Origin of the sequence: Agrobacterium sp. O3.4 (assembly GCF_041414895.1) — a bacterium.
In the GTDB taxonomy this organism is placed as follows: Bacteria; Pseudomonadota; Alphaproteobacteria; order Rhizobiales; family Rhizobiaceae; genus Agrobacterium; species Agrobacterium cucumeris.
In genome coordinates this window covers 156,118-174,356 of the sequence record NZ_JALPZP010000008.1, presented here as the reverse complement: position 1 = coordinate 174,356, position 18,239 = coordinate 156,118, and the positions used below count along the sequence as shown (strand labels likewise).

The 18,239-nt window shown below is 59.0% G+C and carries 15 protein-coding genes; 5 read left to right on the top strand and 10 right to left on the bottom strand.

What is annotated here, in order from left to right; all coding sequences use genetic code 11:
• Positions 1 to 14 precede the first annotated feature (14 nt).
• Together M0412_RS24410 and M0412_RS24405 are read left to right on the top strand one after the other, a co-directional pair.
• Positions 15 to 3,476, top strand: a complete 3,462-nt coding sequence (locus tag M0412_RS24410) for a molybdopterin-dependent oxidoreductase (protein ID WP_269703784.1) — start codon at positions 15 to 17, stop codon at positions 3,474 to 3,476.
• A 44-nt stretch (positions 3,477 to 3,520) separates the two neighbouring features.
• The gene (locus M0412_RS24405) at positions 3,521 to 4,507 is read left to right on the top strand and encodes an ornithine cyclodeaminase family protein (protein WP_269703786.1); all 987 of its coding nucleotides are present in this window, start codon (positions 3,521 to 3,523) and stop codon (positions 4,505 to 4,507) included.
• A gap of 159 nt (positions 4,508 to 4,666) precedes the next feature.
• Here the strand turns inward: M0412_RS24405 and M0412_RS24400 are convergent, their stop codons facing one another.
• Entirely contained in the window at positions 4,667 to 4,876 is a 210-nt protein-coding gene (locus M0412_RS24400) for a hypothetical protein (protein ID WP_269703789.1), read from the bottom strand.
• A gap of 189 nt (positions 4,877 to 5,065) precedes the next feature.
• Positions 5,066 to 5,635 (bottom strand): hypothetical protein, encoded by a 570-nt coding sequence (locus M0412_RS24395; protein ID WP_269703791.1) that lies wholly within the window; start codon positions 5,633 to 5,635, stop codon positions 5,066 to 5,068.
• Between the two features lie 54 nt (positions 5,636 to 5,689).
• Here M0412_RS24395 and M0412_RS24390 point away from each other — a divergent pair, with 54 nt between their 5' ends.
• On the top strand, positions 5,690 to 5,977 hold the full coding sequence (locus M0412_RS24390) for a hypothetical protein (protein WP_269703793.1): 288 nt from the start codon (positions 5,690 to 5,692) through the stop codon (positions 5,975 to 5,977).
• Between the two features lie 951 nt (positions 5,978 to 6,928).
• Here M0412_RS24390 and M0412_RS24385 read toward each other — a convergent pair.
• From M0412_RS24385 to M0412_RS24375, 3 genes are all read right to left on the bottom strand, one after another.
• Complete coding sequence (locus tag M0412_RS24385) at positions 6,929 to 7,864, bottom strand: patatin-like phospholipase family protein (protein WP_269703795.1); 936 nt, start codon at positions 7,862 to 7,864, stop codon at positions 6,929 to 6,931.
• Positions 7,865 to 8,097: 233 nt separating this feature from the next.
• On the bottom strand, positions 8,098 to 9,324 hold the full coding sequence (locus M0412_RS24380; protein ID WP_269703797.1) for an MFS transporter: 1,227 nt from the start codon (positions 9,322 to 9,324) through the stop codon (positions 8,098 to 8,100).
• A 13-nt stretch (positions 9,325 to 9,337) separates the two neighbouring features.
• Positions 9,338 to 10,846 carry an FAD-dependent oxidoreductase gene (locus tag M0412_RS24375; RefSeq protein ID WP_269703799.1) on the bottom strand — a complete coding sequence of 503 codons (1,509 nt, stop codon included), beginning with the start codon at positions 10,844 to 10,846 and terminating at the stop codon, positions 9,338 to 9,340.
• Between the two features lie 44 nt (positions 10,847 to 10,890).
• On the opposite strand from M0412_RS24375, the gene M0412_RS24370 reads away from it, so the two are divergent.
• Positions 10,891 to 11,385 carry a MarR family winged helix-turn-helix transcriptional regulator gene (locus M0412_RS24370; protein ID WP_269703801.1) on the top strand — a complete coding sequence of 165 codons (495 nt, stop codon included), beginning with the start codon at positions 10,891 to 10,893 and terminating at the stop codon, positions 11,383 to 11,385.
• Between the two features lie 342 nt (positions 11,386 to 11,727).
• On the opposite strand, the gene M0412_RS24365 is transcribed toward M0412_RS24370, so the two are convergent.
• The 4 genes from M0412_RS24365 to M0412_RS24350 form a co-directional block, all read right to left on the bottom strand.
• Positions 11,728 to 13,233, bottom strand: a complete 1,506-nt coding sequence (locus M0412_RS24365) for a tripartite tricarboxylate transporter permease (protein WP_269703813.1) — start codon at positions 13,231 to 13,233, stop codon at positions 11,728 to 11,730.
• Between the two features lie 13 nt (positions 13,234 to 13,246).
• Positions 13,247 to 13,714: a tripartite tricarboxylate transporter TctB family protein gene (locus M0412_RS24360; protein ID WP_269703803.1), complete on the bottom strand. Its 468-nt coding sequence runs from the start codon at positions 13,712 to 13,714 to the stop codon at positions 13,247 to 13,249.
• Between the two features lie 39 nt (positions 13,715 to 13,753).
• On the bottom strand, positions 13,754 to 14,830 hold the full coding sequence (locus M0412_RS24355) for a tartrate dehydrogenase (protein ID WP_283159216.1): 1,077 nt from the start codon (positions 14,828 to 14,830) through the stop codon (positions 13,754 to 13,756).
• 113 nt (positions 14,831 to 14,943) lie between these two features.
• A complete protein-coding gene (locus M0412_RS24350; RefSeq protein WP_269704317.1) occupies positions 14,944 to 15,912 on the bottom strand; it encodes a tripartite tricarboxylate transporter substrate binding protein BugD in 969 nt (322 codons plus the stop codon).
• Between the two features lie 147 nt (positions 15,913 to 16,059).
• On the opposite strand from M0412_RS24350, the gene M0412_RS24345 reads away from it, so the two are divergent.
• Positions 16,060 to 16,803 (top strand): GntR family transcriptional regulator, encoded by a 744-nt coding sequence (locus tag M0412_RS24345; protein ID WP_269704319.1) that lies wholly within the window; start codon positions 16,060 to 16,062, stop codon positions 16,801 to 16,803.
• On the opposite strand, the gene pyk is transcribed toward M0412_RS24345, so the two are convergent.
• Positions 16,789 to 18,237 (bottom strand): pyruvate kinase, encoded by a 1,449-nt coding sequence (pyk, locus tag M0412_RS24340; RefSeq protein WP_269704321.1) that lies wholly within the window; start codon positions 18,235 to 18,237, stop codon positions 16,789 to 16,791. The two genes, M0412_RS24345 and pyk, sit on opposite strands and share 15 nt — an antisense overlap.
• Positions 18,238 to 18,239: the final 2 nt, after the last annotated feature.

Genomic DNA, 18,239 nt, shown 5'->3' with positions numbered 1-18,239 from the left:
GCGCTACAAGTCGAATGAGGCCTTCCGTGACTGCAGAGATAGCCGGATACTGCACCCTCTGTCGCTCGCGATGCGGCACAATCAACACCGTCGAAGATGATAGGCTTGTCGCTGTTCGACCCGACCTAAGCCATCCGACTGGCAAGTCGATGTGCATGAAGGGTAGAGCAGCACCCGAGCTCGTACACTCGCCTCACCGTCAACTCTTTCCGATGCGGCGTACCGCTCCCAAGGGTGGCGCCGACCCGGGGTGGGTACGGATCAGTTGGGAGGAAGCCCTCACCGAAACGGCGGAGAAGCTGGGACGGGTAAAAGCCGAAAGCGGCCCGGAGGCCGTGGCGTTTTCCGTCACGACGCCCAGTGGAACGCCCCTGTCAGACAGCATCGACTGGATCGAGCGGTTCATCCGTCACTTCGGCAGTCCAAATATCTGCTACGGAACCGAAATCTGCAATTGGCACAAGGACTCTGCGCACGCTTTCACATTCGGTAGCGGTATTCCACCTGCGGACTACACCAACGCAGACACGATCATGCTCTGGGGTCACAATCCGGCAAACACCTGGCTGGCACAGGCAAGTGCTGTGTCAGCAGGCAAAGCTCGAGGCTCAAAGCTTCTCGTAATTGATCCGCGACCAACCGCTTTCGCCAAACAAGCGGACGTTTGGCTTCCAGTGCGTCCTGGTACAGACGGCGCGCTCGCTCTTGGCCTCATGCGCCTGATTTTAGACGCCGAAACCTTCGACGATGTCTTCGTCCGTACATGGACGAATGCGCCTTACCTGGTGCGAGAAGACAACGGGCTCTTCCTGCGCGAACAGATGATCTGGCCCGGTGCAAACACCAATCGATATTTGGTTTGGGACGAGATTGCGTCCACTATTGTTCCAGTCGACGACAGTCGAGCGATCAATGAAGGTTTGCGCGATCGGGTGCTGCTGCTGGGCACCGTCGATGTGTCTCCGTCGACAGACTCGATGCCCGTACGATGTTCACCAGCATTCGAGTTGCTGCACAATGCGACCCGCGCGTATGATCCCATTACGGTGGAAGGCATAACGGGCGTTGCACCCGACGCCTTGAGAGCTGCCGCGCAACTCCTGGAAGGCGGCCGCCGGATCGCCTATCACGCCTGGACCGGTATCGGTCAGCATACCAATGCCACCCAGACGGAGCGCGCGGTAGCGTCGCTTTACGCGTTGTCTGGCAGCTACGATCGGATCGGAGGTAACAGGGTCCGCCGCGGTCCATTCTACCGTCCCACAAATGCGCTCGGAGAGCTGTCCAAGGAACAGCTTTCGAAGGCGTTGGGGATTGAGGCTCGTCCCATCGGTCCACCGTCGACGGGATGGATTACTGCTCGAGACATGTACCGCGCGATCACGGATGGCGAGCCTTACAAGGTCAGAGCGCTCATGGCGTTCGGCACTAACCTCACAGTTTCCCAAGCTGATACCGCTATGGCGGAAGAGGCCTTGAAAAACCTGGAGTTCCACGTTCATTGCGACCTATTTGTAACGCCCGCGGCACGCTACGCCGATATATTCTTACCTGTGAACTCGCCTTGGGAACATGAAGGCATCAGGTTCGGATTCGAGATAAACGACGACGCCGCCTCGCTGGTCCAGATGCGTCCACGGATGGTGACGCCGCGTGGCGAATCCCGCTCCGATAACGAGATTGTCTTTGATCTCGCGACCCGCCTGGGAATGGACGAAGATTTCTTCGGCGGCGATTTGCATGCCGCTTGGGACTACATGCTTGAGCCGCTTGGCGCGTCCGTAGACACTTTGAAAAACACTTCCGGCGGAATCCGTTGCGAGATAGATGCGCGAGAGCAGAAGTATCTTGAACCTCACCACGACGGCAGCGGTCGGGTTCGAGGCTTCGACACGGAGACACGCCGCGTCGAATTTTACTCTGAACTACTTCATCGCCACGGCCAACCTGGGGTTCCAACCTACGTGCCGCCGTCAGAAAACGAGATTGTGGAGCGCGCTGGAAAAGGCAGAAGGTTTCCTCTGATCCTGAGTTCCGCGAAGAATGGCTACTACTGCCACAGCCAGCACCGCGGCCTCGCCTCACTCAGGAAAAAGGCCCCCGATCCGATCGCGGAAATTAGCCCTGGACTAGCGGATAGCAGGGACGTCAGGAACGGCGATTGGATCAGGATATCCACACGAAATGGGAGCGCACGCTTCGTGGCGAAGGTCACCCCAAAACTCGCAGACGACGTCGTCGTGGCTGAGTTCGGCTGGTGGCAATCCTGCCCGGAGTTGGGCCGCGGTTCGTTTTCGACAACGGGTCCGGAAAGCAGCAACGCCAACAGCCTGATATCGGCCGACGCAATCGATCCCGTCAGCGGTTCCATTCCGCATCGCTCGTTCCGATGCAACATCGAGCTTGATCCCTTGACCGAGACTCGGCAACGCGGGTGGCGCGACTTCATGAATTTTCGGGTAGTCGCCGTAAAGGCGGAGGCCGAGGGCGTCCGTTCGGTCGCCTTCGAAGCGGAAGATAGCCGCCAACTCCCGGACTTCCTTCCAGGTCAGCACCTCCAGGTCCGCCTCACCGATGGTTCGAGGGTCGATAGAGCATATTCGCTCACGGGCGCGGCGATCGTCGACGGAAGACAACGGTATAGCATCGCGGTCCGCCATCAAAAGACGATTGGTAGCGAGGGCACCCAGTACCAAGGGCGGATGTCTACCTATATCAACCACCATCTCAGAGTTGGCGAGGTTGTCGAACTCAAAGCTCCGTCCGGAAACTTCGTTATCCCGAGACATTCTCTACAACCCTTGATCCTGCTGGCAGGCGGGATCGGCATAACGCCGTTCATAAGTCTGCTGGAATCGCTAGACGACGACAGCGACACCGAAATCTGGCTCTTCTACGGAAACTTGAACAGCGGCACCCACGCCTTTCGAGAGCGCATCAAGTGGCACGCGCGCCGCCTGAAGAACCTCAAAGTGATCGATCACTACGACAGCCCCCTACCCGAGGACGTTCAAGGGGTGGATTACGACAGCAACGAGCGGATCAGCGCCGACGCAGTCCCAGACCACCTGATCGAGCGTAGGCCGCGGGTCTACATGTGCGGGCCACCGGGGATGATGAACGCGTTTGCCGACGGTCTCGCCGCCCGTGGGGTCTTCAAATTTGACATCTTCCGCGAAATCTTCAGGTCGCCACCAGGTCCGGTCGTCGATGACGGTCGAAAGCATGCGGTGACCTTCTCGCAGTCCCAGGAACCTCCGGTTTTCTGGTCGGCTGCTGATGGCCCTCTACTCGACTTCGCAACGCGGCTGGGCCTAACGCTCCCGAACGGATGTCGGGTGGGACAATGTGAAAGCTGCGCGGTGAGAATTGTTTCAGGGACGGTGCGCCACCTGCACGGAAGCGAACCAGACGACCCTGGGACCTGCCTGACTTGCCAGGCTGTCCCTCTGAGCGATCTTGTGCTCGACGCCTGAACTCCGCCATCGTGCGGCATTAATCAAAAACAAAGGGAACACCTATGACGACAGGACCAATATCGATCTCCGAGCGAGATCTTTCTTCGCTTTTGCCCATGAACAAACTCGTCGAGGCTCTGCGAACGTCATTCAAAGACGGATGCCATGCACCTCCTCGAGAACACCATGAGATTGACGTCGCCTCAGGGGAAAACGCGACACTGCTTCTTATGCCTGCTTGGTCGAAGCAGGGGCCACGACGGTATCTCGGCGTCAAGCAGGTCAACGTCTTCCCAGGAAACGCGCGGATTTCAAAGCCTGCTCTGACATCGATCTACAATCTGTTCGACGGTGACACTGGCGAACACCTTGCATCGATGGATGGCAACACGATAACAGGACGGAGAACCGTTGCCGTTTCCGCACTTGCCGCCAGCTATTTGTCGAGGCCGGATGCGACCACACTTACCGTAGTCGGTTCGGGCCGTATCGCGAGCCTCATTCCTTATGCTTACAAAGCAGTGCGCGATATCCAGCACGTCAAGATCTGGGACATCGACCCGGCTAGTGCCGAACGCCTACGCTTAAAGCTGACAGACGATGGTTTCGGTTGCGAGATCGTAGAATCCCTGGAAGAGGCTGTGAATTCGGCCGACATCGTGTCAGCCGCGACGTTGTCGAGAACACCGCTTGTTCTTGGAAAATGGCTGCATCCCGGAACACATGTCGATCTCATTGGCGCGTTCACAGCAGACATGCGCGAAAGCGACGACGAATGTATCGCTAGGGCGGACGTCTATGTCGACACGATGGAGGCTTTTCACGAGGCCGGTGACTTGATCCAGCCACAACGAAGCAACGCCATAGACCGCGACCACGTGAAAGGCACCCTGGCCGACATCGTATCAGGTCGCCTCCCCGGCAGACAGTCTCGAGATGCGGTCACTGTTTTCAAAGCGGTTGGTACCGCGCTTGCCGATCTTTCGGCGGCAAGTTTAGCGTACGAGGGCAGTTCGAAACAATTTAAATCCTCCTCTAGGAAGGTTTAAAGACGTAAAGGACAGCACGTCGTCTGGTCGGGCGCGAACCGGTTTGGTTTCCTTATTCTCGGCGGCGCGCTCGGGCGACTGGTCGGCCTCGTCTTCCCCGGCGATCCCAGTTTTTGGGTGTTGGTTCCATTTCGCCTTGTCGGTGAAACGATTCCGCCTTCAGGATGCGTTGTCGCCGTCGCCGACAATTTCAACACGCTGACCACGGCTTACCCCTACAAGGAGGCCTAAACCATCGAGCGCGCCGTCGCACATGTCTTTAGCCGTGCCGGCACGCAATTCGACCCTCACTGTGTGGACGCCTTCGAGCAGGCGCCACCTTCCATCCTCGCGATCAGGCTGGCGAACATCGATGATCCATCCATTCATTTTTCGGCGCGAAGTGGATCAAGAAGGATCGTGTCTGCAGCATGAGGTCTTGACAAGGATCTAAACCGCCGCCCTTACAATTCGCTCCCTGAGCGTGGACACATATGCTTCCTCCGTAGAAGCATTTCACGGGAACAGCGATGAGTGCCGACCGACAAAGTCCAGTAAGCGCGCACATCGACAGAAGGATCACTTCGGTTCAAATCGCTTGAGCAATTGCCTCAGTTGATCATTCTGAAGCCGGAGCTTCACTGCCAGTTGGGACCGCAGCTCCCTGATCTCGCCGTCCAGTGCCTGCACGGGATTTGCCTCGATTGGCCCAGGCCGATCCGCCAAAGCAATGTCCAGCTCCGCATCCCTGGTGTGCCACGGCACCTTCGCCCTGGTTTTTCGGCGGATCGTTGGGAACGCCTTGCGCTTCGGATCTCGACGCTCGGCGCCCACGGTGCCAATAGTACGATCCGGGGTCAAAGCGGGGTCTTCTCCGGCCGGCGTCCCGTCAGCGACCTCTGCCGCGATTGTCGGCGATGGCTCCTGACGATCGCCTGTTTCGATCTTGCCAGCTAGCGATGCGGCCGATGATCCTTGCCCAGGTGCGGGCTCGCCTTCGTTCGCTGTTTCAGAGGGGTTGGAACGAGTTCCGGGCCTCTCAGCATCGTTGAGAACCTCGATGGGGTTGGCCTGGTCAACATAACGCTGATTAGCCGTCTTGCCCCGAGACAGCAATCCGGTGAGAAGTTTCCAAGGCGACTTTACCATCGCTTCTCAACTCCCATCTTGTCGTACGCTCCGGTAACCCGCCGGGAAACGGAGATGTCCGTTGCAGCGGCCGAGCACCATCGCGCTGAAGCGAAAGGCCGACCTGGCAGCAACCAATCCTCCGACATCACCTCAGTCAAGGCCGAGGCGTTTGCGAAGATCCGCGTTCTCCGTGCGGAGCTTTTCCGCAAGCAGCTTCCGCAGTCGCTGATTTTCCTGCTCGAGCTGAAGCAGATCCTCCATTTCCTCACCGGCAGCCGTGACAGGCGAGACAGCCTGCTGGGCGGGTTCGACAACCTCTCCGGCAGCAACCTTGGCTTTGCGTCCGCCTCGGCGAGCTGATGGCTTCATCTCGGTTGCGACGCTCTTGCTACCCCTCTTCGCCCGAGCTTTCTTGACGGTCGGGGCTTCAACCGAAGCATCCGAAGTTGCAATTTCCGACGCTGCGTTCTTGGCACGCGGGCCACGCTTCCTGGGCTCCGGCATCTTCGGCAGAGCGGTTTCGACTTCGGTGGACGTCGGTTCGGGCACGTTTGTTTCGTCAGACATTTGTTCCTCCGGAAAAAAGTTTGATGTTGGCGATTGCTGAATAGCTGCTGTCAACGCGGGTGCGCGCTGTGGCCGGTCTACGGCTGCATCTGAGCCTGCGGGAGATGCGCCAGCCCCGGGTGCCTGTAAGTTGCCATCGTGCTCGGCGAATTGGCGCAAATCGACCGTTCCCCAGATCGAATTGGATTGCGGAACGGGTTTTCGACGCGCACCCTTGTACTCAACGACAAAGTTCTTTTGTGGCTTTTTCAAATGTTCGAGGCTCCAGGTGCGCTCATCTCTTCATGCGCAGAGAAATTGTCGCGCATAAAAACGCAAAGTTCGGTCCTGCACAAGATGGGGCTGCCGGAGACGTGACGGGCGTGACGGAAGCCATGGTCCCGGGAAATGGCCCCCGGGAAATGGCTACCCGCGGCGGCCCCGCGTAGGCTATTCAGGAGACTCGGAAAAGGGGCATCGCCGCCTTCATCTAGGCCACTATTGCTGCAGAAAGGCTCGCTGAGACGAAAAGGCGGTTGTCAAGCAGGAATTGGAAAGTGAGCGACTCGTTCATCTGATGCCGGACGCTCATCGGCTAGTGAAATTAGCCTACTGTGTCGTGGCCGCACGGAGGACCCATCGCCGGTCAGCACATGGTTCATGACTGTGTCGTGGTGCGGGAACTAATCTTGGCCGGTCACCGACCCAGCTCACATCTCCGGCAACCTTTAAACAGGAATGCAGACTCTCTCGGCCCGCTTGGTGTCATTGCGAGCCTGGAAACGTTGGCCGCTGCGCCCAAACACTACCGTCGACCGTCTTTCGGTAGCCGATGTCATACACCGTGCGCATGTAGCTCCCGTTCAGCGGGTCGGTCATGGAATAGGGCACCTGCTCATCGATCGCCGCGATATTGAGATCAATGGCGGATCTCCGTCCATAGTTGTAAAGGGCGATCAACCCTTGCTTCGTCTGTGACTTGAGGAGGATCGCGTATGCTCGTGCCATGATTGGCAACGCCCGTTCAGGTGACATCGAAAACTCCGGAATGAGCGCGTTGTTGATGATCACATAGATATGGAGGTTCTCGTTGCCTGCTTGACCCGATGCGACGAACAGATGTTCGGGCAATGTCAGAAACTGCGACGAGCTGCCTCCGTCAGAGTGCAGTTCACGAATCTGCCTGCCATCCACTATCGCCCGGATAGAAACCGGCGGAAAGATGCCGGGAACGCTTGCTGATGCGATTAGTATTTGGCGCACAAGAGCGAGAGCATCCTGGCTGTCGCTATCCGCGATGGCGCCTATGTTCCAGACGACGGCCCGCTGCGTGTCGAGGTTTGTGGTCATGACCAGGAGACGGCGTCCCGCTTGATGTTCGCGCGCGATTTGGCGCAGGATTTCATCCGTAATGTTGTCTTCGACCATCTTTCGAAGAGCATCCCCCTGAAGGAGGCTTGCTGAGAGGACGCCAAGCCCTCTCCAGTTGATGTCGACAAGACTACGAGCTTCATTGGAAAGATAGAGGCGCCTCAGCCGCGCATCATAGGCGGGCCCCAGGAATGCGAACGGCGCAATCAGGGCCCCTGTGCTCACACCGGTTACCACCTCGAACTGTGGTCGGCTGCCGAGTTCGCTCCAGGCGGAGAGAATTCCTACAGAAAACGCGCCTCCAGCGCCACCGCCCGATATGGCGAGCATAGACGGCTTTTGTTTACCGATAACCGGGCGCCAGGAGGCGTGCACTGACTCCGGGGGCCGCGGATCATCCAAATGAGCCCTTATATTTCCGAAGCCGACGATTTGTGCCCGCCCGGCTTGCGATGCGGTGTATACCGGGCGAGCGGGTGCCGTACACCCGCTGAGGAAAAAGAGAAGACATAGCGCAATGACATTTGCGCTAAACCCGCAGGAACTCGGCATGGAGCGCATCGTCACGCTTCAGCGCCGCCCTGACGCGGAAGCCGGGCCGCCGCTATGAGTGCGCCGACGATTGCCACGGCTACTGCAATGGCAATCCATAAGCTATAGAGCGCGTATCCAAGGATGAACCCACCGAGGACCGGTGCGATAATATCTGTTACTGCGAGCAGGGACTGGGCGGCACCCAGAACCACGCCCTGCCGCTCGGACGGCACATGGGTAGAAAGAGCTGCGAGATATGTCGGCTTTGCAAGAGCATCGCCGGTACTGATACACAGAACCGCGATGACCAGCACGGGTATACGGTTAGCGACACCGGCGGTGATGAACCCCAAGCAAATCAGAAGGAATATCAGGAGGATCAGATCACGTTCGGTAAGGTGTTTGCCGAGCCAGCCGAGTAGGAACACCTGGGCAAAGACATTGACCGCACCATCCAACATGATGAGGTAGCTCAATTCCTTCGCGCCGAAAGCATGACCATGCCATTGAAAGGTCTCCGCAAGGAAGACCGGCATTTGCGAAATGTATGTCCCGTAGGCGAAGAAGTGGCATAGCATGACGATGACGAGAGCACGAACGACAGGCGACGCTGCGATCGCGCGGAGCGATATGTGCCCATCGTGCGGCCGCTCTTTTCCAGTCTTTGTTGGACGCCCTCCATCCAAGCAAAGAGATGTAACGACAATGGACGTGGCTACCAACCCAAGCGCGGCGAGGACGGGAATTGTCAGCGACATCTCGGATAGGAAACCTGAAAGCCCTGCGCCAACGATGCCGCCGAGGCCCGCACCGCCCATGAGTATCCCCATGGCACGTCTGCGGTTTGAGGCATCGGTGTGATCTGCAATATAGGCCGCAGTGACAGAGATGTTGCCTCCGGTAAGTCCGAAGAGTGCCCGAGCGATAAGGATGAACGCAACGCTCGGCGCGATTGCAAGTAGCGCAAGGCTCGCCGCTGCAACGCACTGGCTCGTCAGCAGGACATTCCTCCGGCCGAAGCGATCCGAGAGCTGCCCAAGAGCAGGGGCAGAGGCGAATTGGCCGACTGCCTCGGCGGCGATAACTATGCCCAGAACAAGCGGTGTGCCGCCCATTGCCCGGACATGAAAGGGCAGAACCGGCAAAACGGAAGCGGTGCCGGCGGTGTTCGCGCAGACGATTGCAAAGACCGGAAGGATGATCCGCCAATCGAGCGGCTTGGATGGACTGATGTCGAATTGCGGTTTGGTCGTCATATTCCATCCCCCCCTATACGGCCTCGCCTGACGGCAAGCCCACGCGTTCGAGATAGGCTTCCAGTTGCGCCACGCCTTCCGCGTCAAAAGCCAGAATCGCACCGACATACCCGTCTGGTCTGATGAGGACGCACTCATCCGCCTCCAATCCGTACGCGGCTCGGATATGACCGAACGCATCGAGCACGTCGCCGCGCTGGCCGAGGCGGTGGATATGCAATCCCGGCCGCGATGCCACGCTCCATTCTCCGTTTACGAGCAGCGTCCAATGCGGCCCGATGAACAAGCTGAAGAGCCGCGAAGGCTGCCCTCCTGCCCCCTTAATGGGCGCGTCCGGTGCGCGATCGCCCGCCTGCAGACCGCTGTTGCGGCTTGCTGCGCGCAAGGCGAGAGGCGATTGCGGATATCCGATGTCGAGCTGCTGCACCTCGCGCCCGCGACGGATCTCGCCATGCTTTCCCGCTTCGAGCAGTCGACTTGACAGACCCAGAACCTCCTCCGCCACAGGACGGCGCTCGGCCTGGTAGGTGTCGAGAAGTTCATCGCCGGCTCCACAAAGCGCGGCCGCGAGCTTCCAGCCGAGATTGTAGGCATCTTGAACGCTGGTATTGAGTCCCTGACCGCCGGTGGGCGGGTGGATATGAGCAGCGTCGCCCACCAAGAATACGCGATCGACCCTGTATCTGTCGGCTAGTCGGGCGTTCATAGCGTAGGCCGATGCCCAACTGACGTCGTGGACCTTCACCTCGTTGCGGCCCGTCCGCTCGACGATCAGCTTTTCCAAACCATTTGCTGAAAGGTCCGGGTCCCCATCCGCAGAGACCGGCGCCTGTATCTGGAACAGATCGGTACCCATGAGCGGGCAGATGGCAACCATCCGCTGCATGTCACCGGTGTTGAACTGCCACCAAACATCACGGCTTAGGCCGGTCAGGCCAACGTCAGCGACAATCGCGCGCACGCCCAGGGTTTTGCCGGGGAACGCGATACCAAGTGCGTGTCTTACGAAGCTGCGACCTCCGTCCGCGCCGATCAGATGGCGTACGCGAACCGTCTCCGCTCCGCCTGAACCAGAAAGACGCGCCGTAACTCCGTCGCCATCGTGCTCGAAGCCCGTCAACTCGCTTCCGAACTCAACCCGCCCACCCAGCTCCGCCAGCCGGTCCCGCATGATTTTCTCAGTCAGAAACTGCGGGATCATCAGCGGAATATGATACGGCTCCGCGGGTGTCGCCTGAGCCCGCTCCCCAAAATCTTTCTCCATGAAGCTGCCGTCGTCGCGATACTCGCGCATCCTTGGGTAAACGCCCCCCGCCGCGACGACCTTATCCAGGATACCGAGATCCTCGAAGACCTCTTGCGTCCTTGGCTGAATGCCTTTGCCTCGCGAGCCCGGGAACGGTTCGCGCGTCTTGTCGATCAGGCGGAAAGAGACCCCTCGCCGCGCCAGTTCTATTGCTAGCGTAAGGCCAGCCGCTCCCGCGCCGCAGATGAGCACATCTGCTTCGAATTCGTTTGTCATGTCGTTCTCCATGTGTGTATTATGCACATAATAGGAGAAGCGCTATGCCGTCAAGGAATAATGTGCAAATTACACATATTAGCAAAAAGGTCCGTGAACTGCACGGTTCGCTAATCGATATCGTCACGCTCATGAACCGACCCCAACGTGACGAGGCGCTCGTTCGGGAGGCAGGAATCGCCCTAGATCGAGCTCTATTCCCGCTCCTTGTCGGGATCGAGCGGCGCGGTCCGATCGGCATTGTGGAATTGGCGGCCGGCGTCGGGCGGGACTACACCACGGTTAGTCGCCAGGTCGCGAAGTTGGAGAGCCTCGGGCTTGCCGAACGCAGGCAAAGCCCGGCTGACCGTCGCGTAAATGAAGTTGTTGTCACGGCGAAGGGCAAGGCGATGACCGACAAGATCGATGTTGCACGAGAAAGGATCGCCCTTGGTGTTTTTGCGAATTGGGAGCCGGCGGAAATCGACGATCTTGTTCGGTTGATGCGAAAGTTCGCGGATGCGATGGGGAAGGAGGCTGGGAAGTCGGACGCTGAGTAGCTATCAAGCCGACAGCCATCCGAGCCTGTGCAAGCTCTTACATCTCCTCCTCTACGACGTAGCGCCCCCCACAGGTCACGGTTTCCGCGGATTCGATGCTCGGTCTTGCTCAAAACTTTTTCGACCGTTGGTTTCTGGCCGCATATAGCTCTTGATGAGATACGAACTTACGACCCATGACTCCCCACAACATGTAAGGCGTTGAATCTTTAAGCCGTCGGCATAGCCACGATTATGGAAACTAAGAGAAATCATACCATTCGGCGTTCACTAAGGAAGGTAGCTCCCCCACCCATAACTTGATAACTCGCCTTGGGCCCGAGGACATGAAAATGTCCGGCATCAGTCATCCTCCACGAACACCTGATCGCGCTTGGAACGTATCGACGGTAGGAGCGCTAGGAATACGCAGACCAGACCCATACCGAGCAGCGACGCCGCGATAGGGTTTGTGATGAACACCGTCGCGTCGCCGCGCGAGATGATCATCGCTCGACGGAGATGCTCCTCGAGCAGAGGGCCAAGAACGAAGCCCAAGAGAAGCGGTGCTGGTTCGCAGCCCACACGGATCAGGACATAGCCGAGTATGCCGGAGATGATGATCGCATAGACGTCAAACGGATTGTTGTTGATCGAATAGCATCCGATCGAGGCAAAAATCACGATGGCCGGGAACAGCATACGGTAGGGGATGGTCAGCATCTTCACCCACAGGCCGATCAGCGGCAGGTTGAGGATGACGAGCAGCAAATTGCCGATCCACATCGAAGCAATGATACCCCAGAACAGCGCCGGCTGGCTCGTAATGACGTCCGGTCCGGGCGTGATCCCCTGCAGGATGAAGGCGCCGACGATGAGTGCCATGACCGGATGGGCCGGAATGCCGAGGGTGAGCAACGGAATAAAGGATGTCTGTGCCGCGGCGTTGTTGGCGCTTTCAGGGCCCGCCACGCCCTCGATCGCACCGTGACCGAACTCTGACGGATTTTTCGACAGGTTCTTTTCGGCCGAGTAGCTGGCGAAGGACGCCAGTACGTGGCCGCCGCCCGGCAATACGCCGAGAAGCGAGCCAAGCGCCGTTCCCCGCAGGACAGGGCCGATAATCCGCCGAAAATCATCTTTCGTCAGCCAAAGGTTCGTGACGTGCTTTACCCCGACTTCGCGCGTGTGTTCAGCCTGAAGGTTGCGGAAGATTTCGGAGACCCCGAAGATGCCGACGGCAATCGAGACGAAGTTGATCCCCTGTGACAATTCCAGGCGACCAAATGTGAAGCGCTCCTCGCCCGTATAGATGTCCTGGCCTACCGTCCCAAGGAGCAAGCCGATTACGATCATGCCCAGCGCCTTCAGCACTGAACCGTGAGCGAGCGAGATCGAAACGAGAAGCCCGAGAACGATCAGGGCAAAATATTCCGGTGCACCAAATTCAAGCGCGATAGAAGCAAGCGGCGGAGCGGCGATTGCCAACAATAAGGTTGCGGCGCAGCCCGCGAAGAACGATCCGAGCGCTGCAGTTGCCAATGCTTGACCAGCGCGCCCCTTTCGGGCCATCTGATAGCCATCGATCGCAGTCACGGCGGAAGAGCTCTCCCCGGGCAGGTTAATGAGGATTGCCGTCGTGGACCCACCGTATTGGGCGCCGTAATAGATGCCCGACAGCATGATCAGCGACGTGACCGGCGAGAAGGTGAAAGTGATCGGCAAGAGCATTGCGATCGTCGCCGTCGGCCCGATACCTGGTAGAACGCCAACAAGTGTTCCGAGCAGCACTCCAACAAAACACCAGACGATGTTTATCGGCGTGAGGGCCGTTTCAAAGCCGAGGGCAAGATTCGAGACAAGATCCATCATGGCTGGCACCTCAAAGTCCGAAGACCGGCCCGAAAGCCGGGATGGAAATTGCCAACCCCACTTTAAAGACCAGATAGCAAAGAGTGGCGATGACGGCGGCCATCATAGCCGCCGATACCAGCGAGTTTCGGCGAGACGCGAGCGCTGTCATGAACGTGCAAAGAAGGACGACGGGTACGAGTCCAAGATCCCGGGCTCCGGCTGCAAAGATGGCAAGTGCGAGACAGATGAGGACGATTCCACGCCAGGCAACGGCACCATCGTTTGGCTCCGGTTCACTGCGCAAACCATCGAGGCAGATGACGCTGCCCAGTGCGGCCAAGACGAACGCTAGAACGACCGGAAAAAAGCCCGGCCCCATCTGTGTCGCGGTCCCGAACTCATACCGCAGACCCTGCGCAGCGAATGCGGCTGCGATAGCAATGAATATGCCACCGGCAATCAGGTTTCTCCGGGTGTGCTTTTCGAGTGTAGCCATGGTCTCCTCCCTCTGGCCTCCTCTGACGGTTCCTCCCGTTCAGATGATATTGGACCCTGCGATTGCGTTGCATACGGCATCGGTGACCTGTTTGGTGTTGGCGGTGCCCCCGACATCAGGGGTCAGGATGCCTGCTTCGGTCACGCGCTCGACGGCACTCATCAGCCGCGCCGCGGCCTCGCGTTCGCCGAGATGCTCAAGCATCTGCGCCGCCGTCCAGAAGGTGGCGATCGGGTTGGCGATGCCCTTGCCGGTGATGTCGAAGGCCGAGCCGTGGATCGGTTCGAACATCGACGGGAAGCGACGCTCCGGATCGATGTTGGCGGTCGGCGCGACGCCGAGCGAGCCGGCCAGCGCACCGGCCAGATCCGACAGGATGTCGGCATGCAGATTGGTCGCCACGATCGTATCCAACGTATCCGGCTTCAGCGTCATGCGCACTGTCATCGCATCGACAAGCATCTTGTCCCAGGTGACGTCCGGGAATTCCTTCGACACCTCCGCGGCGATCTCGTCCCACATCACCATGCCATGGCGCTGGGCGTTCGACTTGGTGACGACGGTCAGCAGTTTGCGTGGACGCTCCTGGGCCAACTTGAAGGCGTAGCGCATGATGCGGGTGACGCCGACGCGGGTGAAGATCGCCACTTCCGTGCCGACCTCTTCCGGCAGGCCCCTATGGGCGCGGCCGCCATGGCCGGAATACTCGCCTTCGGAATTCTCCCGCACGATCACCCAGTCGAGATCGCCTGGGCCGCAATTGCGCAAGGGCGGCGTGATGCCGGGCAGGATCTTCGTCGGGCGCACATTGGCGTATTGGTCGAACCCCTGGCAGATCGGCAGGCGCAGGCCCCAGAGCGTGATATGGTCGGGAACGTCCGGGGCGCCGACTGCTCCGAAAAAGATCGCGTCGAACTTCTTCAGATTCTCCAGCCCGTCGGCGGGCATCATTACGCCATGTTTCTTGTAATAGTCCGAACCCCAGTCGAAGGTCTCGGAGTGGATCCTGAAGTCACCGCTTCGCTGTTCCAGCGCCTCCAGAACCTGAAGACCCGCCGCTATCACCTCAGGGCCAATCCCATCCGCGGGGATCGCTGCAATCTTGTATTCACGCATGGGAAGCTCCTATTGGAGGATATCGCGCTCAGCATCAAGCGCCGGGTTCATGGCTCGTTGTCATGACGAGTGACGGGTCGGCGGCGCATTGCCAGCCGCCGACCCAACTGAGCTTACTTGCCGCTCTCGTTGATCAGCTTCGTCAGTCGCTCGACTTCAGACACGAACTTCTGGTCAAGTGCCGCCGGTGTCGCTAGGTCTTCCGAAACTGGTGCGGTTCCAAGGCTTGCAAAACGCTCGATCACGACCGGATCCTTGAGTGCGGCGCGGAGCGCGTCTGCGAGCTTGTTGCGGATGGCTTCAGGCGTTTCCTTGGGCGCCCAGAGCGCATGCCAGGCGCTGAGTTCGAACCCTTGCAGGCCGCTCTCCGCGACGGTCGGAAGATCCGGCAGAACGCCGATCCGCGCTTTCGTCGTGATCGCATAGGGATGAACTTCGCCGGCCTTGATCTGGGTCATCGTATTGGTCGTCTGGTCGCAGGCGAGATCGATGCGGCCGCCGATGAGATCGGTCATCGCGGGACCCATGCCCTTGTAAGGTACCAGTGTGATCTTGGTGTCGAGGGCATCCTGCAGCAACCTGCCGCAGAGATCGGAAACGGCACCCGTGCCGGCGGTCCCGAAGGTGACGGCAGGCCCGTTCGCCTTCACATATGAAACGAGATCGGTGAACGTCTTCGGCTCGAAGTCCTTCCTGCCGACGACCGTCATCGGGACCTCGGTAATCAGCCCGACGCTCGAAAAGTCTTCGATCGGCTTGTAGGTCAGGTTCGGGTAAAGTGCAGCGAAGGTTGCTACGCCGATATGGTAGAGCAGCAACCGGTAGCCATCGGGGTCGGCCTGCGCCACTGTTGCGGCACCAAGAGAGCCGCCGGCGCCGCCCATGTTTTCGATCAGCACCTGCTGGCCAAGGGTCTTGGACATCGACTGTGCCACCAGGCGCGCCACGGTATCACTCGGTCCACCTGCGGCTGCAGGCACCACGATTGTGATGGGTCGATCAGGATAATTCTCCTGCGCCAGCACCATATGGCTGGACATGGCAAACAGGACACCTGTGAGGGACAACAGTACCTTTTTCATCGCGCTTCCTCCCTGAGATCGCGAAGGATGCCTCCACATCCTTTTCCATGCTAGCTTGCATGCAAGTTTACATTTATTTATGCGCGCCGGTTTGTCAAGCTCCGAGAGAGCGGCTATAACGAGCCTTGACACAGCGACAGGCAGTTCATGATCAAGACGATCGACATTCCCGGAGCCGCGCCACGCGATCCGGCCACAGAACAGAATTCAGCAAACTCCGACATTAACGGTTCGGGTAGGGTTTCTGCCGCCTATCTAGCCATCAAGGATGCGATACGCTCCAACGCCTTTCCCCCCGGGTATCAAGCCGCGGAAATTGAAATTGCACGTCAGCTCGGCATGAGCCGAACCCCGGTGCACGAAGCCATGGCGCGACTGCAGGAAGACGGACTGGTCCGGATACTTCCCAAGAAGGGCATCATCATCTGCGCCCTGTCTCCCGCGGATATCGAAGAGATCTACGAAGTCATCACCGCGCTCGAGGGTGCAGCGGCGGCACGGCTCGCCCGATTGCCGATAGAGGAACGCGCACCGGTCATCCAGCTTCTGAAGGCCGCCACGAAGCGGATGATTGAGGCATTGGCGGACAATGACCTTCCACGATGGGCTGTCGCCGATGAGGATTTTCATCACACCCTCGTAACTGAGAGCGGAAACAGCCGCCTCATGCGGATGGCGGGGACCGTCGCCGATCAATTGCATCGCGCCCGCATGTTCACCCTCAACCTACGGCCCTTGCCGCTGCACTCGGCCGGTGAGCATCGGGAAATCATAGAGGCAATCGAGCAGGGTGATGGGGATGCTGCAAGCCGCGCCGCACGGCTGCACCGCAAACACGCGCATGACGCACTCATCCCCCTTATCGCTCGATACAATCTACGCAACCTCTAGGTTGTCGGTTGCGGCGATCTGCACAACGCGGAGATTGTTGGTGCTGCCCCTTTGCGCGAATGGAAATCCCGCCACGATGACAATGTGATCGGAGGGACTTGCCAGCTTTGCTTCCTTCACCGCCTGTTGCGCATGAAGCAGCGACGCCTCATAGGTGTGGACATCTTGTGATCGCACGCCGACCACCCCCCAGAACATGTTGAGCCGGCGCGCGACTTGTTCGGACGGAGTGAGCGCCAGAATTGGCAATGCCGGTCTAGCACGCGAGATTCTGGCCGCGGTTGTTCCGCTCGATGTATAGGCCACCACAACCGGCGATCCCAGGGCCACGGCAACGTTGGCGGCCGCAGTGGCAACCGCATGCGGCGGTGATTGAGCGACATCGGGCTCCGTTGCCTCAAGGATCGGCCGGTAGTGCTTGTGCTTCTCCGTCTTCTCGATGATCCGGTTCATCATTTCGACCGCCTCCACCGGAAAGGCGCCTGTTGCGGACTCAGCCGAAAGCATGACCGCATCCGCCCCATCATAGATGGCACCAGCAACGTCCGAGGCCTCAGCACGCGTCGGCGTTGGCGAACTGACCATCGAGTCGAGCATCTGTGTGGCAACAATCACCGGCTTGGCCGCTAGGCGGCATGCGCGGATGATTTCCTTCTGTTTACCCGGCACATCCTCCGGCGGGATCTCGACGCCGAGATCGCCTCGCGCAACCATGATGCCGTCCGAAAGCCTAACAATATCGTCGATGTCATCGAAGGCAGACGGTTTCTCGATTTTAGCAATGAGGCCAGCCCTGTCTCCAACGAGGGACCGGGCTTCCATCATGTCGCGTGCACGCTGGACAAAAGAAAGCGCGACCCAATCGACGCCAAGCTCGAGCCCGAATTCCAGGTCCTCACGATCTTTCACCGTGAGCGGGGAAATGTCGAGGATAGCGCCGGGCACGTTGACACCCTTGCGGTTCGACAAGGCGCCTCCATTGAGGACCTCGCAAACAAGCCGCCCGTCCACCTCCTCCATGATCCGGACTTTTATTCTACCGTCGTCGATCAGGAGGTCCATCCCGGGCACCGCCACCTCGAAGATTTCCTGATGTGGTAGCGGAATGTCGTTCATTCCGTCGCCACCCTCGCGGCCAAGGATAAATCCGATGGTGGATCCACGTGCGAGATCGAGCCTGCCATGTGCCAGAACTCCGATCCGGATCTTCGGACCCTGAAGATCCTGCAGCACGGCGATAGCAGCATCATGCTCCTGCTCGAGAGTTCGGATGTTCCTGTAGACTTCCGCGTGATCGGCCCGGGCACCATGGCTGAAATTCAAGCGAAACGTATCGACACCGGCGAGAAACAGCGAGCGAAGCATGTCGGGCGAACTTGACGCCGGTCCGACCGTCGCGACGATCTTCGATCGCCGGTTGTTGCGTATGAACATGT